At 50.6% G+C, this 24,098-nt stretch carries 39 protein-coding genes and 2 pseudogenes; 12 read left to right on the top strand and 29 right to left on the bottom strand.

Translation table 11 applies throughout. The features are described from left to right. Positions 1-38 precede the first annotated feature (38 nt). From F8562_RS08335 to F8562_RS08305, 7 genes are all read right to left on the bottom strand, one after another. Complete coding sequence (locus F8562_RS08335; RefSeq protein ID WP_014837912.1) at positions 39-260, bottom strand: hypothetical protein; 222 nt, start codon at positions 258-260, stop codon at positions 39-41. Continuing rightward, positions 261-1,853, bottom strand: coding sequence for a terminase family protein (locus F8562_RS08330; RefSeq protein WP_014837911.1), 1,593 nt, complete (start codon positions 1,851-1,853; stop codon positions 261-263). It abuts the gene before it with no gap. 1 nt (position 1,854) lies between these two features. Further along, on the bottom strand, positions 1,855-2,826 hold the full coding sequence (locus tag F8562_RS08325; protein WP_014837910.1) for a terminase small subunit: 972 nt from the start codon (positions 2,824-2,826) through the stop codon (positions 1,855-1,857). Between the two features lie 3 nt (positions 2,827-2,829). Continuing rightward, positions 2,830-3,201, bottom strand: coding sequence for a hypothetical protein (locus F8562_RS08320; protein ID WP_042934307.1), 372 nt, complete (start codon positions 3,199-3,201; stop codon positions 2,830-2,832). Positions 3,202-3,267: 66 nt separating this feature from the next. Continuing rightward, on the bottom strand, positions 3,268-3,468 hold the full coding sequence (locus tag F8562_RS08315; RefSeq protein WP_014837909.1) for a hypothetical protein: 201 nt from the start codon (positions 3,466-3,468) through the stop codon (positions 3,268-3,270). A gap of 150 nt (positions 3,469-3,618) precedes the next feature. Beyond that, positions 3,619-3,813, bottom strand: a complete 195-nt coding sequence (locus F8562_RS08310; protein WP_220138176.1) for a hypothetical protein — start codon at positions 3,811-3,813, stop codon at positions 3,619-3,621. 115 nt (positions 3,814-3,928) lie between these two features. Beyond that, on the bottom strand, positions 3,929-4,147 hold the full coding sequence (locus F8562_RS08305; protein WP_094909279.1) for a hypothetical protein: 219 nt from the start codon (positions 4,145-4,147) through the stop codon (positions 3,929-3,931). 221 nt (positions 4,148-4,368) lie between these two features. Between F8562_RS08305 and F8562_RS08300 the strand changes: the two genes are divergently transcribed. Next, a complete protein-coding gene (locus F8562_RS08300; protein ID WP_014837907.1) occupies positions 4,369-4,653 on the top strand; it encodes a hypothetical protein in 285 nt (94 codons plus the stop codon). 90 nt (positions 4,654-4,743) lie between these two features. Here F8562_RS08300 and F8562_RS29430 read toward each other — a convergent pair whose 3' ends face one another. From F8562_RS29430 to F8562_RS08200, 20 genes and pseudogenes are all read right to left on the bottom strand, one after another. Continuing rightward, positions 4,744-4,938, bottom strand: a complete 195-nt coding sequence (locus F8562_RS29430; protein ID WP_042934045.1) for a hypothetical protein — start codon at positions 4,936-4,938, stop codon at positions 4,744-4,746. Continuing rightward, positions 4,889-5,164 (bottom strand): hypothetical protein, encoded by a 276-nt coding sequence (locus F8562_RS08290; RefSeq protein WP_014837906.1) that lies wholly within the window; start codon positions 5,162-5,164, stop codon positions 4,889-4,891. Before F8562_RS08290 ends, F8562_RS29430 begins: the two co-directional genes overlap by 50 nt. After that, entirely contained in the window at positions 5,161-5,505 is a 345-nt protein-coding gene (locus tag F8562_RS08285) for a hypothetical protein (RefSeq protein ID WP_014837905.1), read from the bottom strand. Before F8562_RS08285 ends, F8562_RS08290 begins: the two co-directional genes overlap by 4 nt. Further along, a complete protein-coding gene (locus tag F8562_RS08280) occupies positions 5,502-6,044 on the bottom strand; it encodes a glycoside hydrolase family 108 protein (RefSeq protein ID WP_004849279.1) in 543 nt (180 codons plus the stop codon). Before F8562_RS08280 ends, F8562_RS08285 begins: the two co-directional genes overlap by 4 nt. After that, positions 6,041-6,340 (bottom strand): phage holin family protein, encoded by a 300-nt coding sequence (locus F8562_RS08275; RefSeq protein ID WP_031280382.1) that lies wholly within the window; start codon positions 6,338-6,340, stop codon positions 6,041-6,043. The genes F8562_RS08280 and F8562_RS08275 overlap by 4 nt, the downstream gene beginning before the upstream one ends. A 713-nt stretch (positions 6,341-7,053) precedes the next feature. Further along, the gene (locus F8562_RS08270) at positions 7,054-7,653 is read right to left on the bottom strand and encodes a hypothetical protein (protein ID WP_049083040.1); all 600 of its coding nucleotides are present in this window, start codon (positions 7,651-7,653) and stop codon (positions 7,054-7,056) included. Further along, complete coding sequence (locus F8562_RS08265; protein ID WP_032694882.1) at positions 7,650-7,790, bottom strand: YlcG family protein; 141 nt, start codon at positions 7,788-7,790, stop codon at positions 7,650-7,652. Before F8562_RS08265 ends, F8562_RS08270 begins: the two co-directional genes overlap by 4 nt. Continuing rightward, positions 7,787-8,428, bottom strand: a complete 642-nt coding sequence (locus F8562_RS08260; RefSeq protein WP_064342393.1) for an MT-A70 family methyltransferase — start codon at positions 8,426-8,428, stop codon at positions 7,787-7,789. The genes F8562_RS08265 and F8562_RS08260 overlap by 4 nt, the downstream gene beginning before the upstream one ends. Further along, a complete protein-coding gene (locus tag F8562_RS08255) occupies positions 8,425-9,018 on the bottom strand; it encodes a recombination protein NinG (protein WP_064342392.1) in 594 nt (197 codons plus the stop codon). Before F8562_RS08255 ends, F8562_RS08260 begins: the two co-directional genes overlap by 4 nt. Positions 9,019-9,184: 166 nt before the next feature. Then, positions 9,185-9,367: a hypothetical protein gene (locus F8562_RS08250; RefSeq protein ID WP_014837900.1), complete on the bottom strand. Its 183-nt coding sequence runs from the start codon at positions 9,365-9,367 to the stop codon at positions 9,185-9,187. 126 nt (positions 9,368-9,493) lie between these two features. Continuing rightward, positions 9,494-9,726, bottom strand: a pseudogene (locus F8562_RS08245) (DinI family protein). A gap of 420 nt (positions 9,727-10,146) precedes the next feature. Continuing rightward, positions 10,147-10,440 (bottom strand): hypothetical protein, encoded by a 294-nt coding sequence (locus F8562_RS08240; protein ID WP_004111726.1) that lies wholly within the window; start codon positions 10,438-10,440, stop codon positions 10,147-10,149. 437 nt (positions 10,441-10,877) lie between these two features. After that, positions 10,878-11,396, bottom strand: coding sequence for a hypothetical protein (locus F8562_RS29425; protein WP_224226557.1), 519 nt, complete (start codon positions 11,394-11,396; stop codon positions 10,878-10,880). A 130-nt stretch (positions 11,397-11,526) separates the two neighbouring features. Continuing rightward, complete coding sequence (locus tag F8562_RS08230; RefSeq protein ID WP_025108067.1) at positions 11,527-11,979, bottom strand: hypothetical protein; 453 nt, start codon at positions 11,977-11,979, stop codon at positions 11,527-11,529. Further along, positions 11,976-12,800 (bottom strand): ParB/RepB/Spo0J family partition protein, encoded by an 825-nt coding sequence (locus F8562_RS08225; protein ID WP_025108068.1) that lies wholly within the window; start codon positions 12,798-12,800, stop codon positions 11,976-11,978. The genes F8562_RS08230 and F8562_RS08225 overlap by 4 nt, the downstream gene beginning before the upstream one ends. Continuing rightward, positions 12,793-12,930, bottom strand: coding sequence for a hypothetical protein (locus tag F8562_RS29230; RefSeq protein ID WP_177954329.1), 138 nt, complete (start codon positions 12,928-12,930; stop codon positions 12,793-12,795). The genes F8562_RS08225 and F8562_RS29230 overlap by 8 nt, the downstream gene beginning before the upstream one ends. Continuing rightward, positions 12,927-13,220, bottom strand: coding sequence for a FaeA/PapI family transcriptional regulator (locus F8562_RS08220; protein WP_025108069.1), 294 nt, complete (start codon positions 13,218-13,220; stop codon positions 12,927-12,929). The genes F8562_RS29230 and F8562_RS08220 overlap by 4 nt, the downstream gene beginning before the upstream one ends. 12 nt (positions 13,221-13,232) lie before the next feature. Continuing rightward, positions 13,233-14,309, bottom strand: a complete 1,077-nt coding sequence (locus F8562_RS08215; RefSeq protein WP_094909280.1) for a hypothetical protein — start codon at positions 14,307-14,309, stop codon at positions 13,233-13,235. A 264-nt stretch (positions 14,310-14,573) separates the two neighbouring features. Further along, a pseudogene (locus F8562_RS08205) lies at positions 14,574-14,986 on the bottom strand (toxin YdaT family protein). Next, entirely contained in the window at positions 14,970-15,197 is a 228-nt protein-coding gene (locus tag F8562_RS08200) for a Cro/CI family transcriptional regulator (RefSeq protein WP_009653783.1), read from the bottom strand. Before F8562_RS08200 ends, F8562_RS08205 begins: the two are co-directional and overlap by 17 nt. Before the next feature lie 79 nt (positions 15,198-15,276). On the opposite strand from F8562_RS08200, the gene F8562_RS08195 reads away from it, so the two are divergent. The 10 genes from F8562_RS08195 (at position 15,277) to F8562_RS08155 (ending at position 20,843) form a co-directional block, all read left to right on the top strand. Continuing rightward, positions 15,277-15,681, top strand: coding sequence for a helix-turn-helix domain-containing protein (locus F8562_RS08195; protein ID WP_025108070.1), 405 nt, complete (start codon positions 15,277-15,279; stop codon positions 15,679-15,681). Between the two features lie 487 nt (positions 15,682-16,168). Then, a complete protein-coding gene (locus tag F8562_RS29685; RefSeq protein WP_004111705.1) occupies positions 16,169-16,279 on the top strand; it encodes a hypothetical protein in 111 nt (36 codons plus the stop codon). Continuing rightward, the gene (locus F8562_RS08190; RefSeq protein WP_094909281.1) at positions 16,272-16,565 is read left to right on the top strand and encodes a host cell division inhibitory peptide Kil; all 294 of its coding nucleotides are present in this window, start codon (positions 16,272-16,274) and stop codon (positions 16,563-16,565) included. The genes F8562_RS29685 and F8562_RS08190 overlap by 8 nt, the downstream gene beginning before the upstream one ends. A gap of 65 nt (positions 16,566-16,630) precedes the next feature. Beyond that, positions 16,631-16,864, top strand: coding sequence for a hypothetical protein (locus F8562_RS08185; protein WP_142298648.1), 234 nt, complete (start codon positions 16,631-16,633; stop codon positions 16,862-16,864). A 42-nt stretch (positions 16,865-16,906) separates the two neighbouring features. Then, positions 16,907-17,131, top strand: a complete 225-nt coding sequence (locus F8562_RS08180; protein WP_042944716.1) for a hypothetical protein — start codon at positions 16,907-16,909, stop codon at positions 17,129-17,131. After that, positions 17,128-17,823 carry a hypothetical protein gene (locus F8562_RS08175; RefSeq protein WP_042944714.1) on the top strand — a complete coding sequence of 232 codons (696 nt, stop codon included), beginning with the start codon at positions 17,128-17,130 and terminating at the stop codon, positions 17,821-17,823. The genes F8562_RS08180 and F8562_RS08175 overlap by 4 nt, the downstream gene beginning before the upstream one ends. After that, positions 17,820-18,524: a hypothetical protein gene (locus F8562_RS08170; protein ID WP_094909282.1), complete on the top strand. Its 705-nt coding sequence runs from the start codon at positions 17,820-17,822 to the stop codon at positions 18,522-18,524. The genes F8562_RS08175 and F8562_RS08170 overlap by 4 nt, the downstream gene beginning before the upstream one ends. A 92-nt stretch (positions 18,525-18,616) precedes the next feature. Continuing rightward, complete coding sequence (gene xisR, locus F8562_RS08165; RefSeq protein ID WP_004111685.1) at positions 18,617-18,832, top strand: excisionase family protein; 216 nt, start codon at positions 18,617-18,619, stop codon at positions 18,830-18,832. Continuing rightward, a complete protein-coding gene (locus F8562_RS08160; protein ID WP_094909283.1) occupies positions 18,832-20,118 on the top strand; it encodes a site-specific integrase in 1,287 nt (428 codons plus the stop codon). The genes xisR and F8562_RS08160 overlap by 1 nt, the downstream gene beginning before the upstream one ends. A 98-nt stretch (positions 20,119-20,216) precedes the next feature. Beyond that, on the top strand, positions 20,217-20,843 hold the full coding sequence (locus F8562_RS08155; RefSeq protein ID WP_151891896.1) for a glutathione S-transferase family protein: 627 nt from the start codon (positions 20,217-20,219) through the stop codon (positions 20,841-20,843). A gap of 2 nt (positions 20,844-20,845) precedes the next feature. Here the strand turns inward: F8562_RS08155 and F8562_RS08150 are convergent, their stop codons facing one another. Together F8562_RS08150 and bssR are read right to left on the bottom strand one after the other, a co-directional pair. Further along, positions 20,846-21,961, bottom strand: a complete 1,116-nt coding sequence (locus F8562_RS08150; protein WP_014837892.1) for a PQQ-dependent sugar dehydrogenase — start codon at positions 21,959-21,961, stop codon at positions 20,846-20,848. 103 nt (positions 21,962-22,064) lie between these two features. After that, on the bottom strand, positions 22,065-22,448 hold the full coding sequence (gene bssR / locus F8562_RS08145; RefSeq protein ID WP_004849210.1) for a biofilm formation regulator BssR: 384 nt from the start codon (positions 22,446-22,448) through the stop codon (positions 22,065-22,067). Positions 22,449-22,827: 379 nt separating this feature from the next. Here bssR and F8562_RS08140 point away from each other — a divergent pair, with 379 nt between their 5' ends. Beyond that, on the top strand, positions 22,828-24,069 hold the full coding sequence (locus F8562_RS08140) for an oligosaccharide MFS transporter (protein WP_032694906.1): 1,242 nt from the start codon (positions 22,828-22,830) through the stop codon (positions 24,067-24,069). Positions 24,070-24,098: the final 29 nt, after the last annotated feature.

The raw sequence follows: 24,098 nt of genomic DNA, 5'->3' as shown, positions 1-24,098 counted from the left end.
ATCGCCGTTCTTTATCAGTTGCTGTGCTCTGCTGTCCATCATCCACCCAGTTTGTTATTGCTGCTGCCGGTGAGAATTGTGCTACTTCGACCGCTGCGCTGCTGACTCTGAATCATGCTGCGACGTCGCGCAGCCTTTACGGCGTCGGTATCTTCAGTCGGTGCCGCTGTCTGGTCTTCACTTTCAACCGTTACGCCGCCGCTTTTGGTTCCTAAAATACTGCCGACAACACTACCGATAGCGTCTGTTGCTTTACTCATTTATCGTCTCCTTTTCTGGTTGGAGTGTCCGAGATTAACTTTCGGCGGCGCATTCCGTGCCCGGTAGCCGCCGCGAACATTCGCCTGCCTTTCACCATCAAACCAACTCATAACCACGGCGTCGCCCCGGTCAGGAGAACGTCCAAGGCGCTTAACGAGATTTTCTTTCGACTCAAGATGAATGACGCCGCCGCCATTCCCGCCACGCTTAACCTCATAGGTTGGTGCGGTAAGGTCAGAGAGTAATGTTGGATCGTTTGGGAGGCAGATTGTTGAGCCGCCTGGGCGGTCAGGATTCAATGCCTCACGTAGTTTCCAGTAAGCCTCGGTTCGAATATTTCTGAACTTCAGCAGGCCATCATGTGTACGTCTGACGGAATCCTTGATCCCCATGTACGAAACAGCATCAACGCCGTTTTCACGCAAGTGGGCATAGGCGTCACCACCCCAGCCGCCGCCAATATCAACAATGCATTTGGCGCCATCACGGCGCTTGGAGATAACCAGACCAGCAACATCAGTTCCTCCGGGAGTCTCTTTCCCCGGAACTGTGAGCAATTCAGCAAACCAGCCGTCATGGCGGGGAGATATCACCGTGTTGTCAGAACCACCCTGCGCAACGTCCACGCCAATGGCACACATTGGAACGCCCGCGGGAGGTTGCGCCGTCCAGCGAGACATTGCCGCCTGCACCCAGGCTGTGGGGATGCATTGGTTGGGTTCATCCTGAAGCGATGCCCGGAACTGCCCATCGCGGTATGCATCCCGTAATTCTTTTGGAAGGTTGTTAAGGATACGGGCATATTCGCCATCAGCAGCCAGATCGGGATTGTCGCTTAACTTTGCCGGGATGAATGTTCTCGACTTAGCCTCAACCATGAAACCACCGATCAAGTGCGGCCCCCGGCCTTCAACCTCCATTTCTTCGCCGACTTCATTTCGAAGATACCAGCGAAGTTCGCCGGGTTTCGCGGGGTTAGGATGCGATGGATCAAGCCATGCCCCCCACCGCCGAATAACCCATAGCCCTGTAGCGCTGGTCGGTGGGTTACCAGTAGCCACAACGCGGCATTTTTGCCCCGGAGTTGTGGAACGGTTCCAGATCGTGATGAATTCGTACTGAGTTTCGAGGAAATCAGTCACCTCATCGAAACAAATTAAATCGTGAGGGTCACCTTTATAGCGCTGCTTGTCCTCTTCTTGCTCACAGCCGCCGTACTGGATTAGCTGTTTGCCATTCCTCCAGACCAGATCCGAACCATTCCACCCATCACGACCGCCGTCGAACAACTTACCGATAAGTTCAGACTCGGCCAGTTTCTTGGCATCTTCGCGGATACGTCGCAAGATGAGTGATCGCTCGTGGCTTGTGACAGCCAGGCCGTTTATCAGCGCAGATTTACCACCGCCCGCCTGTCCGCCGTAAAACAGTTCATCGGCATCACAGTAATAAGCGTCAGTCTGAGGGCCAGGATTCGGCACCCAGAGCATATCTTTTGTCGCGGCCATTACATCATGCTCGACAGCCTTCAATTCTTCAGGGGAAAGAGACTTCAGGCGTTCGAGAACTTCATCAAAAGAAATCCCGCTCATATCATTTCATCGCTTTAGTCAGGGCAAACGCCAGGCGACGCGCAAGCACGTTGAGATCGACAACCTCCCCCTCTTTTTTCTCAGGAGGTTCAAGTTGTTTGCGGATTTTGTCTACTTCCAGTTGGCGGCGCTCAATCTCCACCTGCTGGATGCGCTGCGCATTCTCCGCATCAGCCAGGCCCAGACGCTTAGCGACAGCCTCAAACATCCGTTCACGGCTGATTGAGGTTATTTCGATACCGGCCTTGCCGACCTTCACGCCCGAATAAGCCAGTGCGGCCGCATCATCTAATTTTGTCGAGTCTTGCAGCACTACGCGGCTCACTCCTTCGCCATTACAGCGCGGGCAATCTGGATTAGGATCGAGTGTATGGTTATAGCCATAACCGCCAACATCAACAGGCTCGCGACGTTTGCGCTCAAGCGCTTCGAGTCGCTTCTCTTCATACTCCACGGCATCACGCCATTGATACTGGTGACCGAAGCCCCAGCAGTGACGGCAACAACCGCGGCGATGTTGCGATATCTGGTTGGCGTCGAACGTTGCCAGCCGCCACATCTGCTCAAGTACTTCATCCGCACTGCCAAGCGTGCGCACAATGGATGCTTTCTGCTGCTGCGCAATGGCCTGCGCAACGTTAGGATTCGTTAGGAGTTGGCGACCGTAATTTGGGTCACTATAGCCTGCTCGCTCAGCGGCTGCAGTGGCGTTATTGTCCTTCAGGTATTCAGCAATGAAGCGCTTTACCTTTGGACTCCGTTTGCTATCCACCAGCTCTTCTGCGCATTTTTCCTTTTGCGCAGTGCGCAGTTTCTTCTGCGCAGGTTTTTGCGCAGTGGGTTTCTTGATGTATCGGCGGGCTGTAGCGTAATTCAGTCCCTGCGCTTCACACCAATCCTTCGGTGATACGCCGGTTACGGCATGATCGGACAGGAACCGTTGCTGAAGCTCGCCCCAGTCCGGTTTTGCCATGGGTTAATCCTGTTTGATATGCGGCAGAAATGCACTAAACATTCTGTCCAGGAGGTAGCAGTAGGTTTCGTTCGCCGCCGATGTGTCGATAGCTACCCCAACATCACGGCAGCAGTAGAAAGTTGCGTGTGCGCACTCATGGACAAGCGTTGCTGCCTCGCCGTTGAATACGCCGATTAGGTAGATGTTCTCGTTATTGTCTACGTTCTGGTAATGCTGACAGCAGCCAATAAACATATCATTACCGCCAGTTTCAACGCCAAGGTGGACGCAGGCGGCATCCCACTCCTCTTTGCTTCGGCAAAGATATACATTTGCAGAGTGAAACAACGGCACAAAAAACCGTGGCAACTTAGGCCATTTTGTTTTCGCCATGATTGGCTCCAGTCGTTGGGATAAAGCCATTATCGAAGCCACTCTGCTGAATGGCTCCTGTAATGCCTACTGTTGGGCCCGGTGTTCGTAACGGGAAATGGTCTTGCCGTTTGCGTTCATCACGTAGGCCACTTCTCCCTGCTTCAGGAATACGTTCTGGTCCATTCCCGATACGGCAATACTCTGCTGGTTGGGGTTGAAACCAACGCTCAGTCCACAATGAATTTCTTCGCCGCCACCAGGCGACATCACTTTTACTGTTAACATGCTTCTTCTCCTACTTCTGGCAATAAAAAAGGCCGCCATTGGCGACCTGGGTTCAAATTATGTGTTTCAGGGCATATGACACGAGTAACCGCAGTAATAGCCACCGTTGGATTGCGGGTTGACTTTCTGCATATTCTCTGCAACCTACATTTAAGTATAGATCGAACCAGCAGTCCCGATTATCGCAGCAAGCAGAAAGAAGGTGACGGCAGTTCTACGCATTTGCACGCCATAAAATGACAGAGCCAACCCGACGAAAGCAACAATTAAAACTGTCCACATATCCAGTAAGAGGAAGAGATATCCCTCGAAAGCACTGTCAATCAGTACGTCCACATCGCGCATTCCTTTTAATAGATAAACTCCGCTGAAATACTATCACGATAGCGTTAGCAGACTATCTGCTAATCATCAAGCATCGACTGACTTATTTTCGGTGGATTTCTTTTCGCAAGTTGTGTTAGCAATCAGCGTCAGGGCGAGCCACCGCGCGGCATGCCCACATACAGGCTTCCTGCATTTTGGTGCGAGCGATTGCCAGACAGCGCAAAGCTTCATCAATCTCCCGAGCCTGCTCAGCACTTAACATTGCCGGGCCATTACGGACAGCCAACAATTCACCTCGCTCGGTATCAAGCAAACTACAGAAGTGGCGGCTGACGCCTTTAAGGCGGTTCATTCGCTCAATGTCGCCAGCGGTTAATGTGCGGTAGCCTTTTACAGTGCTGCCGTCCTGCGGTTTTGCGGTTTTGCTTCACTCATTGGTTTTTCTCTTTTGGTTGGATATGGAAATTTACCCGCTATTGCGAGGCATCACGATTAAAGGCTGCTACAGGGTGGCGGACAACATTTCTCCTCTATACTGTTAAATCGCCTAACTCAACAGAACAGGGAGAAAATATGATCGATCATTACTACGTAACTCACGCTCAAATCCTGGCGCTGAGAAACGTTGTTGCTTTTATCGTGCAAACGATGCCCGAAGAACAAAAAGAAAATGTCCTTCAGGTTTTGAGAAAATTTGCTGAAATAGAATTAATGGATGGTATCGACGCGCCGCCTACGAGTGATATCACCCCGAAAACAGTTGAGAAGTTAAATAAAGCCTACAAGGCTATCTTCAATGACATTATCGATCTTTCAACTCCTGGCAGGGAATCTGCTTCAGCACGCTACCTGCAATAGTTCTCGACCTTATCTCCATGATGGCCAGAACCTTCTTGTCTGGCCCTTTCTCAAGTTTGCTCAGCCGAAATTCAATATTCTTTGTCTTGGTCATCGTGTAACCCTGTCTGTTGATTGCGGGCAGTTGGCCTGCACGGATTTGTTGTGCGCCAGAATGTCGCGCTTCGTCTGTTTATCCATCACGTCTATATCGTGGTCAGTCAGGTAGATGATCCGCACCCAGCTGCACGCGGTATCAACCACCACCGGGGCGGGTAAATCTTTCGCGCAGCTCGCGATCAACATCGTCATCGCCCATACGCTTAACGTCTTCCTGTACATCGCTGGCCCCTTTCGTTGCATCAGCCCGGCGTTCTGCCGCGGCGACGGTAGCAGCGGCGTTTTCTTCAGTGCGCTGCTGCTCGGCTTTGGCTTCCGCCTTGCTGGTCCCGCGCGCATGGCCTAACCCAAACGCGCCAGCGATTAAGCCAAGCAGAACGACTACCAGCCCGCTGATAAATTCAAGGCTCATTGCGCCTCCTGCTGCTCATCGGCTTTATCTTTCAGCTTTGGCTGTCTGACGTACTGAGAAAGAATGGCGAGCACCACCAGAGCAGGACTAATCATCTCCACAACATTGGGCGGCAGAATATTTTTAATGTCCGTCGGCAGCATCGCCCAGGCATGGAGCGCGGCATCCGGGAATGACTGCGCCCATACGCCAACCAGCGCGCCGGCAGCGCCCAGGCGGACAGACCATGTTTTAAGCAGCAACCGGGCATGACCAACAAACTCCAGCTGGGTATATTTGCGCAGTAGCAACAGAACGAGCACGGCCACCAGCGCCAGCAGGGAAAAAATAATCATCGTCATAGGCTCACCCGCTCTTTAACCCAGCCGTATAGAAACGCTTCGTTAGCTGGCCTCGCTTCGGCCAACTCAAGATAGCGAGCGCCCTGGCTACAATTCAGCCCCTTCAGCAGCGTGGTTTCGCCATCTTTGCCGCGAACGGCCAGATAGCTTTTCAGCGCTGCAATAGTGATGTTGCCTATCGCGCCGTCCGGCTTCAGGTCCGGATATAGATTGCCCTGCATATTCAGCGCCGATAACCAACGCTGCAGGAATGTACTGGCGACACGCGGCCCCATGTTCACGCCGGTATCACACAATTCCTGTGCAATTACTGGCGACAACTCGGCAATGCGGTCGAACTTCGGTTCAGTCCAGTATTGCGACAGATAAATTGCTTTGGCTGTATCCCGTGGTAACGCCTTCATATCGCCGCTATAGCCATATGCGCGGGCGGTAGTCTGCGTGATACCCCAGCGCGTTGGGCCGCCTTTATCATTCGGGTTATTTACGTAACCCCCTTCTTTACCGAGGATGCCCTCGATAATCTGATCTGCTGTCATGGCGCCTTAACTCCGGTAATGCGCTCCCAGAAATAGGTCAAAGCAACAGAACCCATTGCCCCGCTAATTCCGGAAGTGGCCAGTATCATGTAAATGCTCAGTCCGCTTTCAATGCTCACCAGGCCAGCAATAACGCCGGTAAACCCTGAAACCACCATTTGGGCAAGAGCATTGATCAAGCTCCATGTTGCCTTGCTCTGCTTCACATCTATCAGGTAGCGGACAAGTCCACCCCAGCAAGCAATGATCAGCAGAACCAGCCAGGACATCCCGGCAATGCTCTCTTTGTCTTGCATACGTTTAGCCATAGTTACCGCCTCCGATGAAAGATCGGGAAGCTGTGTGTTTGAAAGGGGTCAGGCCCGTCAGGCTGGATTTAACAACGAAGCGTGTCGATGATGATTCCTGCGGGACCTGATAATAAAAAAGCCATGCAAATGCATGGCCTTGTGATTTGAATCCGTTATTTACAAAATGTATTCGAGACAGTATCTTTCGACTTCCGGACAAAAAAACATATACCGGGACAAAATCTAAATGTAACTGCCTTGCCTGCATGAAACCATGCGGGCTTTTTTTTGCCCAAAGAAAAAGCCCACCGAAGTGGGCCTTACAGCTATCATCATTTTTTATTAGGTGTGGTGCCGGGTGCCTCCCGGTAAGTCGCCGCCAGTCCACAGACGACTCGCAATGCGCAAAAAAACATATCAGACTGGCAATGCCCCTCCGCATAGGGGGATTCACCACACCAAAAATTTAACATCTGATGAAACTCGTTTCAATGCTCTACGACGATGTGACAGGGGTACTGATGCAATGCATCTCGCGAATACCCCTGTCGTATCGCCGGAAAGCAAAAACCCCGCATTGGCGGGGTTTTCGTTATATTCAAATTGTCGCTTCTCATCGCTGCCATCGTGGCGCAGCTCTGCCAAGCATGAATGGATTATCTAAATTTTTGGGTGAAAATCAATTATAAAATGAACCTTGAGCACAAAAAGCAAAAAACCTAACTCCTCAGGTTTTTGCGTGCAGATAGAAATGCCCTTCCCTGAAATATCTTAAGGCACCATTTCACGCGCTCTCTTGCCTGGTCTGCCGTCAGCCATGGGGCTATCTTCTGAAGCTCCCTGGTAATATCAGATATTTTTTTTCTCGTCGTGTAATAGCTCAGCCCAACAATATAAACAGGGTCGTTAACATCAAAGGCATCGAGCACACATTTCTCCACAAAATCAGCATCATCATCACTGATAGCGCTGTCTATGACGCTAGTCTCTGGCTTTGGCCATAAAATTATCTGTGCCCTCTTCAGGGCATTAGGCCCGCGAAACCCCTCACTCCTTGCCTGTTCAAGCGCAGCAGTGAAACGCTCAAGTGCTTTGTCTGACCATCTGACCCCTTTGACGGCCCACCAGCACGAATGCGTTGTAGGCTTGCGGGGGAAAGTGGCTCCTCGGAGGCTTTCCCCCCAAACAGTGAGCAGGGATTTAATCCAGGCAGACTGAATGCCGGTAAGTAATTCGGGGCGTCCGAGGTATCGTTTATGCGTGGCAACCGCGACTTCTGACATAGCGGCATTTTGTCTACGGCGTTGCATTGGAGTCATGCTGTCTCTCCCCGGATCTGACAGGTGCGTATAAAGTTTTTGAGGATGCGGTAGTCAACTAATACAGTGCCGCGATGACGGCAAAGGCGAAGCTTCATCCAGCGGTAGCGGATGTTCTCTATGGTGAGATGATTCATATCCCCTCCCTGGTGATAAATTTTCCCGAATGCATTTCAACAGAACTCTCGCACTGATTTCCCCAGCGGTCCCAGCCGGGCCAAGATTCGCGAGCAAACAATTCCACGCGCTTAACGTCGCCGTACAGCAATTCCAGCCGACGGCGAACCTCCCAGGGTTTCTCGCTGTGCTCACCCAGGCAGGAATAAACCACCTGCTTGATAGATGCGCTCGCTCTTACCAACCCGGCGCCACAGGTGGCTATTAGCAGATCTTCAGTATTGGCCCGCGTGTGGTTGCCTCCATTCATACGGGTTTCGCTATTCAACATCGACAGCAGATCATTGAAATCCACCAACTCACCTTCAGTTAGCGCCTTATTGAATCGCCGTTCGGCGTGCTGGTTAAGCTTTACCCATGTAAAACCCTTCATGGTGCGAATTCGAAAACCCCAGGCCTCTGCCAGCTCGATCGCTTCCTCGGTATGTGTGCCGGTGTACCACATGGCAACAACGGCATTATCAGCAGCCAGATTCCAGACAGGGAGGCGCTTAAGTTCGACAAGGCTCATAGTTTCATAGTGGTTCTCAGCAGCGCCGTTGCTAATTTTATTACCATACTGCCAAGGCGGATCGACGTAGATAAGCTGGTAAGTCATGCGACCTCCAGCGTTTTTTTCAGTGCGCGTAAGTCGGCGTAAGCCTGCAGGCGGATGGCTTCCAGCTCTTCGATGGTCCAGCGGTGAATCCGGTTGTCGTTATCAAGCCCCTGAACTGCGGCTTCACCGATTTTTTCCACCAGCCCGACCCGGTAAGCTTTGATATTCCCGGACTTTCCGACATTGCAGTCATCACACTGCAGGTTGATGTTGATGCGGGTAAACCGCAGATGAGAGGCTTTAGCAACGGTTCTGTAATGCCCCGCATGCCAGACTTTGGCGTCCTGAGTACCGCAGGAAATACACCCCTCCCCATTAACGAGGGCCATTTCACGGCAAAGGGTATTAACCACGCGCTCGGTGACTTCCAGCCAGTGGCTGAGGGGCTTCTCAGCCGTCTTTGGTTCAGGGCGGATATGGTGAACGGGTTTATTTTTTAACCTGTTTTGTGCCTTAACCTTTTGTTTCTCGCGCTGCTGCGCAAGGTACTGGGCCTTATGCTCTTCGCAACACCAGTAAACATTGGGGTAGGTAAGGTTAAACCAGGCACCGCAGCCGGGTGCTCTGCATCTGCGACGAGGGTCTCTCATATCGCACCGCCAGGGTGCGAAAGACAAACGGAAACACCAGCATAGGTGATAGCCGGTGTCAGGAGGTACAGCTTTTGAGAGTGGTTCTTCTGCGCCATCGGTTTTTCTCCGTGGCACAGCGACTGGCAAGAAGGGTTGTTCAGACCCGTAATTAATATAGCTAATTTTAGTCCTGACTTACAGGGGGAAGACCGGCTTTTTTACGGGCCTCATCAAGGGATTTTAGCGAGGTGACAAACTCATCTTTGCGCAGCGGGAAGCCCCTCTCCACAACCCCATTTTTCACATAAACAAGGACAGGCCCGGTATGCTCTTTGAATCCTGGAAATAAATCATCCGGTATTTCCATAAATACCTCATTGGAAACACTCCACCAGCAACGAACACGGCCAACGAGTTAATACGCTAAAAAATAACCGCGCTAAGATGGCGTATAAAGTTAACAATGGCGGCATAACTGCCACTCTCTTACAGCTCAATAAAACCAGTCATCGGCACTTTCCCACGTTTCCTGCAGGATTTGCTCTATGCGCTTTTTATCGCCATCAACGCCGCCCAGAACGGTCAGCCCGTCAGTGCTTGAGCGTCTTATATTTAGTTTGCAGCCTTCATAGTTTTGATGAAGACGGCGCAGCAATTCAACTTCAAGGGCGGGAATGGCCCCTTCTGGCAGTTTTTAGTCTTGTCGATGGTTACTTCGATTCTCATAGTATCACCCACCTAAGAACTGTATAAATACACAGTACACCTAACTTACTGAATGAGCAATATCTTAAGAGCACAAAACGTTAATTTTTATCAGTCATGGGAAAACAAAACCCACCGTAGCGGGTTGAATCTATGGGGTTTTTTAGTCATGTTCTCTAAAGAGAGACAGAGTCTTAGGTCACAGTAAACAAAAATCGCCCAACTCATGAGTGGTAAAACAAGTCATATTGACGAGACCTTATATGATTACGTAATGGCCAAATTTAATCGAGCAGTGACATCAAAACTGTTCGATTAAAGTAGTCGGGCAAGCGTGCGACACTCTTCGAATGTTATCCTTAGACAAGCTCAAGGTAAAAAATGTCTAACATAAACAATTAAATTAAATCCGATTTGATTAAAAAAATCGTTATAACTAACTTAAACCTCACTACCTTTAAGAAAATCATTATGAAAAAGCATGAACTCGTAATCACCGCCTTTATTTTTAACCAGTTCAATTTCAAAATCTGGCCATGGGTACTTATAGCGCAAAAACAAACACTTTGACTCAATATCGATTAGTTTTTTAAGGCCAAAAGAAAAACATCCAACAATATTATCATCCTTAAACTCTCTGGCTATAACCAATGTACTTAAATTCTTATTCTTAGAGCACAAGTTTAGATATGCGCGGTTGAAAACCACCTCATTTCCTCGTGAATCATTTGCCATGATAAATCCTCAGTCATCCCTAAGTAAAAGACTTAAAAATCAAGTAACAGAAGGCTCCGGTACTTGATGGTTCCATTTTACAGGAGACAATAGCAGCTTTAATGGAGTAAAGATTCAACTATTTTCAAATTGAGAAGTTTCCAAATCATTTAAACTAAAGCACATATTAATAAGCGCACCACATGAATTTAATTCAACAATTTCAGATACAGTTGCAATCTCAGCTTTTTAATACATCATGCGGCTGCGTCCCTTTTCTGACATAACTCAGGAAAATTGCCCATCACCAGTACCTCAACGAACGGTGGCGGCACAAAGTTGCCGAAGCGTGCTAACAGAAAGAAAAAAACCGCAACAGCGGGTTTATACAACGACCACCAGCAGCAGACCTTCCAGCTCAATGACACGCTTGCAGGTGTCTTCCAGTAAAGAGTCCATCATTTCACCTCCTGTGGAGCGACTGCGAGCATTGCGGTGCGGCGTTCCTGTAACTCACACAATGCTCTTACTATCTGGCTGCATTCAATAACCTCAGCCTCTGAAGCGGATTCAGCCATAACCTCGAAGTGTGATTTCATCGCCAAGTATAGTGATTCTAACTCTTCATGCGTTAAGCGTTCATCAATACTTCTCCACTTAATGCCTGCATCTGTCATGGCTTTCTCGTAAATAATCGCAGTTTGGGCGGCAGTATAATGCTTCCAGATAGTAGGGGTTACGACCATGCGTGCTGCCGGTTCGCGCTCCAGCTCAGCGATGCGCTTTTCAGCCGCATCCAAGTTATTCCCCAACTTCTGCGCCATGTGGAACCAGTTTGCTCGCTGCTCTTCCTTAAGCTCCAGCGCCTCTACCACAGCGAGAACATTATCGGCTTTTACGTACAGGCTTTCGCCAAACTCATTTGCTGATGCTGCTCGACGCTTCAGGCTCTGCGCCAGTTCGGTGATATCAGTCATGCTGCATGCTCCTCGTCTTTCCGGCGACGGATATACGCACGGATGGCTTGCCGTAGCTCCTCGCGCTGCGCATCAGTGAGCGGAGCCGTTGGCTGCATCCAATCAGGGACGGTAGGTTTTTGAATTTTGCTCATTTGGCCCCCTCGCGCAGCTGCTGGGCGAAAACTTCAGCCTCTTCTGCACTTTCTAAACAGAATTTAATACTGCTCATCACCACATCACCGCCGCGTTTTTTCAAACGCTCCGCTACGCCTCGCTGCTCTGCCGCGAACTTCTCTACCCCGCGCGCCTCGGCTTCGGCTACGATGCGATCGGTGGCGGGGGTTGCGATTCGATTAATAATCGCGATCATTCCGGCACGCAGCACTTCATCCTCAGATGCACCGTAACCCGCAGCCACTTCTGACGCCTCATAGCCGTAATCACTCTGTGATAGCCAGTTATCTGGATTTTTCAGCGCCACATTCTCCGCAGCCAGCTGCTGGTAAGCTTTCGCCAGCGCCATAACCTTTGTCTCTTTGATCGACAGCTCGCCCGCACTCTCCAGCGAATGAATGAGCTCGTTTACTGTTGAGATGTTCATGCCGCCGCCTTGCTGCGATCCGCAGCGATTTTTTTCTGTTCGTCGATAATTTCCAGCATTTCAGCCAGTGCCAGGCCATCCAGAGAGATAACACCCTCGTCACTGATTTGTGCCAGCGCCAGCAGTTCCACCGCGCGGCGGGCTTTCTTCACGCTGATTTCCGGCGACACAAACGATTTAGTGACCTTTTTTACACCAGCAGCAGCGGCCTTGGCTTTATCCTGCTCCAGCACTTCGCCAGCTTTTTCACCGTGCTCTTTGATTCGGTCTACCGCTACGGATGCCGATACCTCACCAGATTTCACGCTCTTCTGAATCGCGTGATCTGCCGTACTGAGCGTCAGCAGCTTCTCAACCGTCGGGATCGACTTGTGCACCAGCTTTGCGATTTCCGCTGTTGTCAGGTTGAATGCGGCCAGGTCTTTCACTACAGCGGCCTGTTCAACCGCGGTCAGAGGCAACTGGTTGTTGCTTGTCATGATGCGAGCGATGCGCTCAACATCATTGCCGGTGAAGGAAATAATCTGGATGCGCTCAACTGGCTTTCCTGCCTCACGGCAGCGTAGATATGCGCGGTGGCGACGATGCCCCTCTACAATCCAGACACCACCCTCATCACGAACAACGACTTCCAGCGGCGGAACGGTGCCACCATTCATCAGGTAATTAAATAATTCGTCATCAGCCTGGCGGGTACGCTCGTCGTCCTCGCGGCGATTGAAATTCGGTTTGACATGCAGTTCATCAATCCTGATGAACATGCCACTATCGGTGCGTTTGATGACGTCGCCGTCTCGCATTTGTCTGAATGAATTAGCCATTTTTAACCTCTTTTTTATTCACCGCTTCCGCCCATTTTTGTTCCAGAGCATGTCTGGCTTTGTTCTTTCCACCAGCCCAGTAACTGTGCTGGACCCGGTAATGGTCATACGGGCATTTTTGTAATTTCATTGAGCGACCCCGCGATATTCCTTCAGTAGGTTTTCAAACATCATGCGGATACGGTTCGCGCAGCCAAACGGCATGTCATTAAAGCGCCACAAGGCTGCGCCGTTGCGTAGGCCGTTCTGGGTAACCTTGCCTGCTCCATGCAACTGGCGAAGCTGACCATTCACCGAGGACATACCGCGCCCCAGCGCAGCGGCGATTTCCCTAGTGGTCAAATCAGGATTGGCCTTGATAAATTCGATCATCGTGATTTCACCGCTGTATTGTGTTTTCTTGGATTTGGTTGTTTTCATTAAAAAAACTCCTTAGCCCCTGAAACCCTTCGGAATATCTGCCTGAACTTTGCCGCTAAATCCGAGGTTTCCGCCGGTTGCGAGATTTACCGGGCACAACTTCAGCACCAACTCAGGCCATTTACGATGTAGCGTCGGCATGTCCTGAACCTTTCCGCACCACCACTGGTCGCGCTGAATACGCTCAATCATGGTGCGGATTTGGTCGTGGCTGCAGCCGTGCTCCTGGCGCAGTTGACGAACTGCCTGTGCCCAGCGAACAAAATTTGGTTCCTTCGGCTTTGCCAGGCAGCCGTCAAATTCTGCGGCGCGTTCGTACATCTCGATGATGGTCGACCAGAACCACATCGCGAGATCGAAGTCGTTATCGGTAGCCAGGTTACTGTCTTCGGTAGCGTCAGGAATGTTTGCTTCCGGGATGACCGGTTCACGTCCTGACTCTGCAAAGTTATCCACAGGAAGAATCTCTCCCGCGTGGTTTTTATGATCTGTATGTAGTGATCTGTTTTTAAGATCTGTATAGAGATAGGATTCGGCTTGAGAGCCGTTTCCAGGATTCGGCTCTTGGGCCGTTTCCATTCGGCTCTTGGGACGAATGCATTCGGCTTGAGAGCCGTTTCCATCACTTTCAATCACTTGCTTCGATTCGGCTCTTAAGCCGTTTCCATTCGGCTCTTGGGCCGTATCCATATTTTTCAATGGGTTATTTGAATTTCCCCCTTGCGGGAATATTTTGGCGATTAGCGCCTCCTGATCGACCCGATAATGCTTCTTCGGAGTGCCGCTTACCTGCCGTAACTCTTCCTCAATAACCCCCGCCAGGTACTGCTCTGTAATCTTGAACATTGCTTTTCTGACCACGTCGCCATCTTTGGCGCGAATCTCTTTGGCAAGCGCTGCGTGCTCTTTGTAAAACCAGCTATTTTCCAGACTCGACTTGCCAGACCAGAACACCAGCTGATTGAGAATGGCCGCCAGCAAATACTGTTGCCTGTCTCCTGCAAAGAAATCCAGATACGGTCCGGGGATCGTTATGCAGTTCCCCTGCCCCGACATGGCCTGAACAATTTCAAACACCTGATTGTTCATTCCGAAACCTCATTGTGTAGCCGTAAAAACTCTCTCAACCCCACCCAGCCAACAGCCCCGCAGGCTTTGCTGTAGGAAACATCTTTCTCTGTCGCTGTGAGTACCGTCACCATGTGGCCTTTGTGTCTGTGCTGGAAGCGAGAACCGGCCTTAGGAATGCCAGTGCCTGCACAATCTCCTTCAGACGGCTCATACGCCGGATACGCTCGTTTCAGGCGAGCAATCAATTCAGCAGCAGACTGGTTACGCATGGTTGAACCTCGCTTAGTGAATCAGCGTGTTACCGGAGGGGCCGCCATCAGCAATCCGGTCAGAGATAGCAATCATTGCGCCGAACAGCGCTTCCATTTCGTCGTCGACACGCTGTTTGCGGTGAAGCAGTTCCCGGAAAGTTGCGGAGTAATAACTACGCACCCGCGCCAGCAGTAACGGCGGCATAGCCCGTTCAATTGCCGGGAGAAGCTGCGCGATTTTTTCGATTGATGCAGGTGAATCACTTTCAACCCAGCGGTAAATCTTCTGGATATTGCGGCTCAGTGCGTCAGGGTGGCTTTCGTCATACAACTCTGGCTTAGTAAATACGCGTCGACAATAGCCGATACAGGCGTTTTACGGCCACCAGGATAAAGCGCCCAGGCATTCATGGCCTCGCGAATGCGTTCATGCCTGATTTTCATGATTCACCTCACCAGAACGTTTTGCTTTAGCATGTTGATCGTAAACTTCAGGGTCGTATTGCAGGACTCCCTCAGAAGCTAGTTGCAGTCTCATCGCATTTTTTTCAGGAACGAGTTCACCCCAAACGGAAACTGACGCGGGGGCTACGCCCGCAGCTTTGGCTAATTTCGACTTGCTGCCGAAGTAATTGATTGCATCTTGTTTAAACACAGGCTCATCTCCTTAGGTTTTCCTAAGGATATTTGATCGTAGAGAAACTTAAGTCAAGAAAATTTAGAATTCTCTAATGATGGAAAATAAAACCTTTGGCTCGCGCCTTCTTGAAAGGCGAAAACAGTTAAAACTCTCTCAGTCCGCTCTTGCTAAGCTGGTCAAGGTTTCGCACGTCACAATCTCCCAGTGGGAAAGGGATGAAACCCAGCCAGCTGGTAAGAGGCTGTTTGCTTTGAGCAGTGGTCTGCAATGCAATCCAACGTGGTTACTTTATGGTGATGATGACCAGATTCCAGGTGAGCCTATTCCGCACCAGGAAAAAGAGTTATCGGAGGAACAGCAAGAACTGCTCGGGCTTTTTGATGCCCTTCCTGATTCTGATCGAGAAGGATTTCTCAATGAGTTGCGAGCACGCGTAGAGATGAACAACCAACGATTCGAAGAATTACTAAAAGTCAGAAAGCGCGCCTCGAAAAAGTAACCTCATTCCAAATTTTAAGTAATCCATTTTAATCAATGGGTTACTTTCTCACACCCTCAAATTTAAGTTTTTCTACAAAATAAATCTTGATTGAAAACTTAAGTTATTCTAAGTTTATCCCATCCAAACCAATCACTGCACAGTGACTGGCAAGAAAAAAACGTTCGGTTGGCCGCCTGAAGGCTAAAAATCAACAGGCTTTGCAATGCAGTGAATGCGGCTATGCGCACGCGGCACAGTTAAGCGGTAACACTCGTTTCTGAAAAGAGTGGGGTGGAAAAGAAGCTGTCGGTACCAGTTGTTAACTGGCTGGTATCACCGGGAGGCACCCGGCACTGCATTGCAAGGCCTGTTAGGTACTCAACACGCATGAGGGAAAGGAGATGATTCGAGACGAAGACAAGCCAGCATGGCGCCGGTTCTGGTTGAAGGTTGTTCCGTTTTTGGTTGCGGTCGCATCGGTAAGCGTTCAGTGCTGGGGTGGCGTATGAGCAGAAATGGTATTCGTTCACTGGTTATTGTTCTGGCCATCTGCCTTGTTGCCTGGTCAGCGACCATTATCAAAATTCTGCATGTTACGGGGGTGTTTAATGGCTAATTTTCTGCAAAGCAACCCGATGGTTAAAGCGGCTCAAACCAAACTCGCTATTGCGCAGTTCATTGGTAACAGTGGCATGTGGTCTGATGCCATGGCGTCAATAAAAGATATTCATGAAGCAGCAAAGCACGAAGAAGACCATATGTTTTGTGGTCGCACGGATTCACTTTCCGGACTTCAATTTCGGGACGTAGTTTTAAATTACGACCTGTACGGGGATTTAATTTCCGTCGATGCTGACTTGCTTACAGGGCAATATAAAGTAAATACCGAAGTTTCATTTTAATTATCGAATAAATGAATTAATGCCTTAAATGGCAGGTATCCACACACCTTAATACAGGAATAAATATGGAAACCGAAACACTCCACTGCTACAGCTGCGGCGGCTCCTTTGCACGCGAAGAGTTGCAGTATCGCCCCATCGGAAAGGGTGCATACCGTAAGCAAGCCTATTACTGCCCTGTGTGTAATGAGAAGCAAAAGAAGAAAGAAACACTTACGGCTGCAAAATCTTCTTTCCGAAACTCATTACCAACCAGACCAGCAACAGCCCAATTACGGCCTTCGTTCTGGAATAAATAAAATCAGTTTCAGTTAGCAATCCTGCAAAAGGAAATGACAAATATGAAAATAGAATTTATTGATAAAGGTGTAATAGCAACCGCGATTGTCACAAGTACGGTATTCGAATTCCGGCTACACAATCGCGCCGTTGATACTGCTTTATTCCTGGCTCCTTCCGTTCGTTCAAAGCGTAGCGGATTCTTTATTTTAAAAACGGTTATTTCCGGGAAAACAACCCATGTATTGCGTGCATACAAGGCTCTTCAGTCGGAGGCTTCACGATGATCGAGCGTGGAATGATTTTTAATGGAGAAATGGTGCGTGCCATCCTCGACGGCCGGAAGACGCAGACGCGGCGCCCAGTGAAATTCCCTGTACATGATAAAAACCTTGGGTGCGAGCTGGCTGGCAATGAACTGGCCGGGGAACTGTCGGCAGGCAACTATCTGAACAGCGCATTTGGCAAGCCAGACGATCGAATTTGGGTGCGCGAGACGTGGGGAGTCGTCAGCCACGAACTGGATGAGGATGGTCGAATCCAACCATGGACGCCAGACCGACCGGCTACAGCCATTCACGAAATGCCGTTTGGCAATGGCTATTACTCTGGCCACGCCATTTATGCAGCTGATGGTGATTTTACCTGGGGTGATGACGATGGTTATGAAGATGGTCGTTCGTGCTGGAAGCCATCCATTCATATGCCGAAAGCAGCAAGCCGCATTCTGCTGGAAATCACCGACGTGCGTATGGAGCGATTAAACGCTATCAGCGAGCGCGATGCTCAGGCCGAAGGAGTAGCGAAACTACGAGGGGGATTCTGGCAGCACTATCAGCCAGGTTGGACGCAGCATCAATTGAGCGCCCGCGGCTCATTCGTAACCCTCTGGAAATCAATCTACGGCAAAGAATCATGGAATTCCAACCCGTGGGTTTGGGTTATCGAGTTCAAACGCGTTGAAGGCGGTGCGGCATGAGTTTCTTCGAAATTGACTCACGATTTTTAATCGATACAGCATTTCACCGCCTGAAAATCATCCGTGACGATGGACTGTATCGCCACTTGCGCATGCAGCAGCCGGAAAATTCTTGCTACTACTACGACGTTATCACCTGGCCTGGTTACTTGACCGTAACCGGCGACATGGGAACCTGGACATTCAGTCGCATCGCGGACATGTTCGACTTTTTTGGCGCCTGGGAAGGTGGAATCAATACCCATTATTGGGCTGAAAAGCTAGAGGCTGGCGCTGGATGTTCGGCACGTGAAATGCTGGCAAAAGAGTATGACCACGATGCGTTCTGCAAAAGCCTGAAAGAGTCTCTAAGTGATTACCTGGAGGACGACGAAAGCACGGAGCATGAAGATGATGACGACTGGGACGACGATGACGATACACCGGATAGCGACAAAGCAGTGGTACGCGAAATCGTCCGCAACTTGTGCCGGACTGGGTTCAACAATGAATGGGAGGCTTATCAGGCTGTTTATGATGCTGATTGGCCAGAGGGCTGGAGTGCATGGGATGTTTGCGATGGACTGACATTTAAAACGTATACCAGCCACTTCCGGTGGATTCTCTTCGCTATCACTTGGGCAATCAGCAAATACCACAACACAAAGATTGTTGATAAAGCGATGGGTACGTTTCTGGCTGTGAAAGGCGCTATCACATAAATTGCATGATACGACTGTAGAAATTTAATGATTTCCAATAATCAACATTAAACCGGGGAACTGATTATAGTTTCCCGGCCATGAGGTTATTTATGGCCGATATTACTCAAGAAGATGAATGGGTGATGGAAAAGGGAATTGTAGCGAAGATGTATATGACTCCCCGGCAAATTAAATCTTACCGGGAGGGGAGATGGATCGAGGGCATTCATTATAAGAAGCACCCACCAGATCCAAAAGCTTCAGAAGGAAGGGTAACGCTTCTCTACAACTACACCAGGATTAATAGGCTTGTCGGGGAAACATAATGAATATGCCTGCTGGCGTAGAGCTGCATGGGAAAGGAATAAGAATTAGCTTTCTATATCGCGGCATACGTTGCCGCGAAGTTTTGCGGGGCTGGACTGTATCAAATAGCAATATAAAAAAAGCGGGCAATCTCCGTGCTTTAATCATGAGTGAGATTCAGCAAGGTAAATTTGACTATGCAAAGCACTTTCCTGAATCAAAGGCGCTTAAAAAATTCACCACAACACAAAAAATTAAAACCTTCGGTGAATTGTGCAAAGTTTATCTTAATGCCAAAAAGCTTGAGGTCTCAGCTTCGTCATACAGAGGCGCAGAATCACGTATAGCAACGCTTTGCGCTATTGTTGGAAGTAATACGCATATTGCGGATATTCAGCATACCGACCTGTTGAATTACAGGAACGCGCTATTAACTGGTAACACCTTTAGCGATCACGCGCCCTGGCTTAAAAGAAAAGGTCGCGCTGTATCCACGGTCAACGGCCTGATGAACAACCTGACTGCGTTGCTCAAGCTGGCGAACCTGAGCGGCTTTATCGAGCATACCCCTCACGAAGGTATAAAGATGCTTAAGCGCTCCAGGAGAGACCCGGATCCGCTTCTACAGAGTGAGTACGAAGGTTTCATCAAAACGTTATCTCCTCGGTATGTTTTGCTCTGGACTACAGCTATCTTTACTGGTCTTCGGCATGGAGAGCTTACAGCTTTAGCCTGGGAGGATGTGGACCTTGATAAGGGTGAGCTTCACGTCAGGCGTAACCAGACGAATGAGGGCCTGTTTGTGCCACCCAAAACCGAAGCGGGGATCAGAACTGTAACCCTACTTGAACCTGCGCTGAATGCTCTACGCGAACAATTCAAGCTAACTGGCGCATTAAGCAAAACCGAAATCACTTTTCATCATCGTGAGCATGGGTTAACTGAACAACAAAAATTGCGGTTCGTATTTATCCCCCCCAAAAACTGGCGCGGGGAAACGAAGTATTATGGCTCTCAGTCTCTGGGGTATAGTTGGGAGGCTGGATTAAAGAAGGCGGGAATCAGGAGCAGACGTCCTTACCAGTCGCGCCACACTTTCGCATGCTGGCTTTTAACTGCCGGAGCTAATCCGTCTTTCATCGCCGGACAGATGGGCCACGAGAATGCAAAGATGGTTTACGAGATTTACTCGAAGTGGATCGGAGAGATGGACCGCAACCAGGTAGAAATGCTGAATAACAGTTTTTCTGACGTTGTGTCCCAAGGGTGCCCCAAACGTAAGGTAGTAGGTATAAAAAACGTTTAGTTTCAGTAAAATAAAATCACTTGCCGGAATATTAACTTTATTCCAACATGAATGCTCACTACGCCGCAACGGCGGCGAAATAAAAAGCAGGAGCGGATATGATTACGCTGTGGGGCAGAAATAACTCGACCAATGTGAAGAAAGTGCGCTGGGTGCTGGAAGAACTCGACCTCCCGTATCAGCAAATTCTGGCAGGCCTGGAGTTCGGTCTGAATCACGATCCGGCCTATCTGGCCATGAATCCCAATGGGCTGGTACCGCTATTGAAAGATGAGACGACCGATATCGTGCTCTGGGAATCCAACACCATTATCCGCTATCTGGCCGCGCAGTATGGTCAGGATCGCCTGTGGGTGGAGTCGCCCGCCGAACGCGCTCAGGGAGAGAAATGGATGGACTGGGCCAACGGTTCGCTCTCGCCGGCCCATCGGCCGATTTTAATGGGGCTGGTGAGAACCCCGCCTGAAAAACGCGACCCCGCCGCGATTGAAGCCGGTATTGCCATCTGCGAGACCCTGTTCGCCATTCTCGATGACGAACTGTCGCGCCGTCAGTGGCTATCAGGCGACGCCTTCGGCCTCGGCGACATCGCCGTCGCGCCGTTCATTTATAACCTGCTGGAGACCGTGAAAACCTGGCAACCGCGCCCGCACCTGCAGCGCTGGTATCAGCAGATTAACCAGCGCCAGGCCTGGCGCAACGTGGTGATGATCCCGGTCACCTGATATTAGCCCGCCGGGCTCACCCTCAGCAGCTCGCCGTTGGATTCGTCGGTTAAGACATACAGATAGCCATCGGGTCCAACGCGCACATCGCGGATACGTTTACCGCGATCGCCCATAATCCGCTCCTGTTCCGTCACCTTATTGCCGTCAACCTTGAGGACAATCAGCGACGTATCCTTCAGCGCGCCGATAAAGAGCCTGTGCTGCCACTGCGGGAAGGTCGGCGCGTTGTAAAACGCCATACCGCTCACCGCTGGCGACTTCGCCCAGACAAACAGCGGCGCTTCGGTTCCCTCCAGCGTTTTGCCTTTGGCCTCCGGGATCGGCAGGCCGCTATAGTTAATGCCGTGCGTCGCCAGCGGCCAGCCGTAGTTTTTCCCTTTTTGCACCAGGTTGATCTCATCCCCGCCGCGCGGGCCGTGTTCATTTAACCACAGCGTATCGCTCCACGGGTTCATCGCCATCCCCTGGGGGTTGCGAATACCGTAAGACCAGATTTCCGGCCTGACGCCAGCCTGGCCGACAAAAGGATTATCCTCCGGGACCTTGCCATCAGCCGTTAGCCGCACCACTTTTCCCTGCAGCTTATCGAGATCCTGAGCGGTCGAACGCTGGTTATTCTCCCCGAGACCGATAAACAAATAACCGCGGCCGTCGAACACCAGCCGCCCGCCAAAATGGTTGCCGGTTGAAAGCTTCGGCTGCTGGCGGAAAACCACCTGGAAGTTTTCCAGGCGCTGGAGATCCTCGCTCAGTCGGCCGTAGCCTACGACGGTCCCGGCCTTGTCGTCACTCCCGCCTTCGGCGTAGCTTAGCCAGACCCGGCGCGACTGGGCGAAATCCGGGGCCAGCGCCACGTCAAGCAGCCCCCCCTGCCCGTTGGCCCAGACCTGCGGTACGCCCGAGATCGCAGGCGCGAGGCCTTTATCCCGCTGCCACAGCCGGAGCTCGCCGCCGCGCAGGGTCATCAGAATGCCCCGATCGTCCGGAAGAAAGGCCAGCGCCCACGGGTGTTCAAGCTGGTTCTGCAGTACCTCTACGCGCTCCCGGGCGGCAAGGGCAGCCGCAGGCAGCAACAGTGCGGTAAGGGCTATCATCAGGGTAATGGTCTGGCGCATGGCATACTCCTTTTGTCAGCAATGCGATAAGGGTAGCCAGCGTGGGAAAACGGGAAGGAATTTTTACATAACATTAATCGGGGGGAGCAGGCTCCCCCCGATCTCAGGCATGAGTAATGGGCTTGGAATCATTCAATTTATGAATATTTAGCCGCAATACCGCCAGGCAGCTTTCCAGCTTATCTACGTCGACAGCGATGTAGGACGGGCAGTCATGATGTCCGCTCAGCAGGCACACCGCCGCGGAAGCGACGGCTTCGCCCGCCAGCCTCAGGGCATCCTTTTCCTCCGGCGCAACGACGTGCTGCAGGCGCGGCGCGTGTTGACGCATTTCATGGCACAGTTCAAACAAGTTATCACGTAGATGGTCGTTTTCGCTGACTGACATATAGCCTTTTGCTTTACGCAGCTGTAAATAAGCATCGAGATCAATGTTGGCATTAATCAGCTTATTCATCAGGTTACGATATAGTCTGTCAACGCTCATCGCGGTTCCTCCTCTGTCGTCCTTTACCACAATCATAATATGGTCATTTTTTGTACAAAACGATGAGGCAGATCAATAATTCTCAGGTCATTAACATCCTTTACAATGTTACAACGAAGCTTAAAATCCCCACCTGCGACATCATCTCCTGAAAGCCAAAAATGTTATACGTTCTCATAAAAGTTAAAATTCCAACCCTGGGATATAAAATCATTTATTGCAGTAATGATCACAAATTAGCGCAATTCACGTTGCCAGAAAATGCCGCCGGGTGTCATATCATCAAATAAAATGTATTACGTATAACATTTAATAAGAACGGCAGGCATATCGATCCTGTTTGTAACCTTTATCTCTATCGCTTGAAGGAACTGAAATGATGACGCCCGGCAAAAGAAACTATATCTTGTTGAGTCTTTTCGATTTCCTCTACCTCTTCGCCTGGTCCTCGACCATGGCGTTCTTTGTGATCTGGACGACTCAGCACCTCGGGATTAGCGCAACGAAAACCGGCCTGCTCTACTCGGTCAACGCCTTTATTGCCCTGCTGATGCAGCCCTTCTTCGGCTTTATTTCCGATAAGTTCGGCCTGAAAAAGCGGCTGATCTGGATCCTGGTCGCCATGCTGCTACCGGTAGGCCCGTTCTTTATTTATTTGTACGCGCCGCTGCTGGTGCACAGCTTCTGGCTGGGTGCGCTGCTTGGCGGGGTATACCTGGGGATGATTTTTAACTCCGGCTGCGGGGTGATTGATTCGTATATTGATAAAATTTCGCGGCGCTACCAGTTCGAATATGGCCGGGTAAGAATGTGGGGATCGTTAGGCTGGGCCGCCGCCGCGTGGATCGTCGGCAAGTATATCGACAGCAATCCGAACCTCGCCTTCTGGCTGGCGAGTATCGCCATTGTGATTGCCGCGCTCTGTTTTATGCTGACCAAAATCGAGCTGACCGAAGCGGAAATGCAGAAAACCAGCGCGCTGAAAGTTTCGCATGCCCTGGAGCTGGCGAAGAACGGCCAGTTCTGGATGCTGCTGATCTTTACCCTGTTCGTCACGCAAATCTACGACACCTACGATCAGCAGTTTGCCCAGTACTTTTCTCTGCAGTTCCCGACGCCGGAAGAAGGCAATCGCTGGTACGGCATTTTGGCCTCCATTCAGGTATGCGGCGAGACGCTGTTTTTATGCCTGATGCCGTGGTTCGTGAACCGCACCGGCGCGAAATGGGCGCTGATCATCGCCGGACTAATCATGTCGGTGCGTATCGTCGGCTCCGCGATTCCGCTGGGCCCGGTGTGGATCGGCGCGGTCAAAATGATGCATGCGCTGGAAAAACCGCTGATTCTTGTGTCGGTGTTTAAATTTATCGCCGCCAACTTCGACAACAAGCTCTCCTCGACGGTCTACCTGCTGGTGCTGTTCGTCGCCTCCATCGCCACCGCGATTTACTCGCCGCTGGCCGGGTATTTGTACGACACCATCGGCTTCGCGCATACCTATTATATTCTGGGCGGCATCGCCGGGCTGTTTACGCTGATCTCGGTATTTACGCTGCGCGACAATAGAGAACCGACCGCGCCGGGGGCTGCGCCAGGCGCTGGCGTTGCGCAAAGCCATTAATCAAAATTCGCCCGGAAGCCTCTTTCGGG

This window comes from Klebsiella sp. RCJ4 (genome assembly GCF_009025755.1).
GTDB lineage: Bacteria > Pseudomonadota > Gammaproteobacteria > Enterobacterales > Enterobacteriaceae > Klebsiella > Klebsiella michiganensis.
This window is presented reverse-complemented; position numbering and strand designations above follow the sequence as displayed.

Bases quoted from the DNA above. Each gene is read 5' to 3' on its own strand.
- F8562_RS08335 (WP_014837912.1), bottom strand. From the start codon at position 260: ATGAGTAAAGCAACAGACGCTATCGGTAGTGTTGTCGGCAGTATTTTA.
- F8562_RS08330 (WP_014837911.1), bottom strand. From the start codon at position 1,853: ATGAGCGGGATTTCTTTTGATGAAGTTCTCGAACGCCTGAAGTCTCTT.
- F8562_RS08325 (WP_014837910.1), bottom strand. From the start codon at position 2,826: ATGGCAAAACCGGACTGGGGCGAGCTTCAGCAACGGTTCCTGTCCGAT.
- F8562_RS08320 (WP_042934307.1), bottom strand. From the start codon at position 3,201: ATGGCGAAAACAAAATGGCCTAAGTTGCCACGGTTTTTTGTGCCGTTG.
- F8562_RS08315 (WP_014837909.1), bottom strand. From the start codon at position 3,468: ATGTTAACAGTAAAAGTGATGTCGCCTGGTGGCGGCGAAGAAATTCAT.
- F8562_RS08310 (WP_220138176.1), bottom strand. From the start codon at position 3,813: ATGCGCGATGTGGACGTACTGATTGACAGTGCTTTCGAGGGATATCTC.
- F8562_RS08305 (WP_094909279.1), bottom strand. From the start codon at position 4,147: ATGAACCGCCTTAAAGGCGTCAGCCGCCACTTCTGTAGTTTGCTTGAT.
- F8562_RS08300 (WP_014837907.1), top strand. From the start codon at position 4,369: ATGATCGATCATTACTACGTAACTCACGCTCAAATCCTGGCGCTGAGA.
- F8562_RS29430 (WP_042934045.1), bottom strand. From the start codon at position 4,938: ATGTTGATCGCGAGCTGCGCGAAAGATTTACCCGCCCCGGTGGTGGTT.
- F8562_RS08290 (WP_014837906.1), bottom strand. From the start codon at position 5,164: ATGAGCCTTGAATTTATCAGCGGGCTGGTAGTCGTTCTGCTTGGCTTA.
- F8562_RS08285 (WP_014837905.1), bottom strand. From the start codon at position 5,505: ATGACGATGATTATTTTTTCCCTGCTGGCGCTGGTGGCCGTGCTCGTT.
- F8562_RS08280 (WP_004849279.1), bottom strand. From the start codon at position 6,044: ATGACAGCAGATCAGATTATCGAGGGCATCCTCGGTAAAGAAGGGGGT.
- F8562_RS08275 (WP_031280382.1), bottom strand. From the start codon at position 6,340: ATGCAAGACAAAGAGAGCATTGCCGGGATGTCCTGGCTGGTTCTGCTG.
- F8562_RS08270 (WP_049083040.1), bottom strand. From the start codon at position 7,653: ATGACTCCAATGCAACGCCGTAGACAAAATGCCGCTATGTCAGAAGTC.
- F8562_RS08265 (WP_032694882.1), bottom strand. From the start codon at position 7,790: ATGAATCATCTCACCATAGAGAACATCCGCTACCGCTGGATGAAGCTT.
- F8562_RS08260 (WP_064342393.1), bottom strand. From the start codon at position 8,428: ATGACTTACCAGCTTATCTACGTCGATCCGCCTTGGCAGTATGGTAAT.
- F8562_RS08255 (WP_064342392.1), bottom strand. From the start codon at position 9,018: ATGAGAGACCCTCGTCGCAGATGCAGAGCACCCGGCTGCGGTGCCTGG.
- F8562_RS08250 (WP_014837900.1), bottom strand. From the start codon at position 9,367: ATGGAAATACCGGATGATTTATTTCCAGGATTCAAAGAGCATACCGGG.
- F8562_RS08240 (WP_004111726.1), bottom strand. From the start codon at position 10,440: ATGGCAAATGATTCACGAGGAAATGAGGTGGTTTTCAACCGCGCATAT.
- F8562_RS29425 (WP_224226557.1), bottom strand. From the start codon at position 11,396: ATGACTGATATCACCGAACTGGCGCAGAGCCTGAAGCGTCGAGCAGCA.
- F8562_RS08230 (WP_025108067.1), bottom strand. From the start codon at position 11,979: ATGAACATCTCAACAGTAAACGAGCTCATTCATTCGCTGGAGAGTGCG.
- F8562_RS08225 (WP_025108068.1), bottom strand. From the start codon at position 12,800: ATGGCTAATTCATTCAGACAAATGCGAGACGGCGACGTCATCAAACGC.
- F8562_RS29230 (WP_177954329.1), bottom strand. From the start codon at position 12,930: ATGAAATTACAAAAATGCCCGTATGACCATTACCGGGTCCAGCACAGT.
- F8562_RS08220 (WP_025108069.1), bottom strand. From the start codon at position 13,220: ATGAAAACAACCAAATCCAAGAAAACACAATACAGCGGTGAAATCACG.
- F8562_RS08215 (WP_094909280.1), bottom strand. From the start codon at position 14,309: ATGAACAATCAGGTGTTTGAAATTGTTCAGGCCATGTCGGGGCAGGGG.
- F8562_RS08195 (WP_025108070.1), top strand. From the start codon at position 15,277: ATGGAAAATAAAACCTTTGGCTCGCGCCTTCTTGAAAGGCGAAAACAG.
- F8562_RS29685 (WP_004111705.1), top strand. From the start codon at position 16,169: ATGAGCAGAAATGGTATTCGTTCACTGGTTATTGTTCTGGCCATCTGC.
- F8562_RS08190 (WP_094909281.1), top strand. From the start codon at position 16,272: ATGGCTAATTTTCTGCAAAGCAACCCGATGGTTAAAGCGGCTCAAACC.
- F8562_RS08185 (WP_142298648.1), top strand. From the start codon at position 16,631: ATGGAAACCGAAACACTCCACTGCTACAGCTGCGGCGGCTCCTTTGCA.
- F8562_RS08180 (WP_042944716.1), top strand. From the start codon at position 16,907: ATGAAAATAGAATTTATTGATAAAGGTGTAATAGCAACCGCGATTGTC.
- F8562_RS08175 (WP_042944714.1), top strand. From the start codon at position 17,128: ATGATCGAGCGTGGAATGATTTTTAATGGAGAAATGGTGCGTGCCATC.
- F8562_RS08170 (WP_094909282.1), top strand. From the start codon at position 17,820: ATGAGTTTCTTCGAAATTGACTCACGATTTTTAATCGATACAGCATTT.
- xisR (WP_004111685.1), top strand. From the start codon at position 18,617: ATGGCCGATATTACTCAAGAAGATGAATGGGTGATGGAAAAGGGAATT.
- F8562_RS08160 (WP_094909283.1), top strand. From the start codon at position 18,832: ATGAATATGCCTGCTGGCGTAGAGCTGCATGGGAAAGGAATAAGAATT.
- F8562_RS08155 (WP_151891896.1), top strand. From the start codon at position 20,217: ATGATTACGCTGTGGGGCAGAAATAACTCGACCAATGTGAAGAAAGTG.
- F8562_RS08150 (WP_014837892.1), bottom strand. From the start codon at position 21,961: ATGCGCCAGACCATTACCCTGATGATAGCCCTTACCGCACTGTTGCTG.
- bssR (WP_004849210.1), bottom strand. From the start codon at position 22,448: ATGAGCGTTGACAGACTATATCGTAACCTGATGAATAAGCTGATTAAT.
- F8562_RS08140 (WP_032694906.1), top strand. From the start codon at position 22,828: ATGACGCCCGGCAAAAGAAACTATATCTTGTTGAGTCTTTTCGATTTC.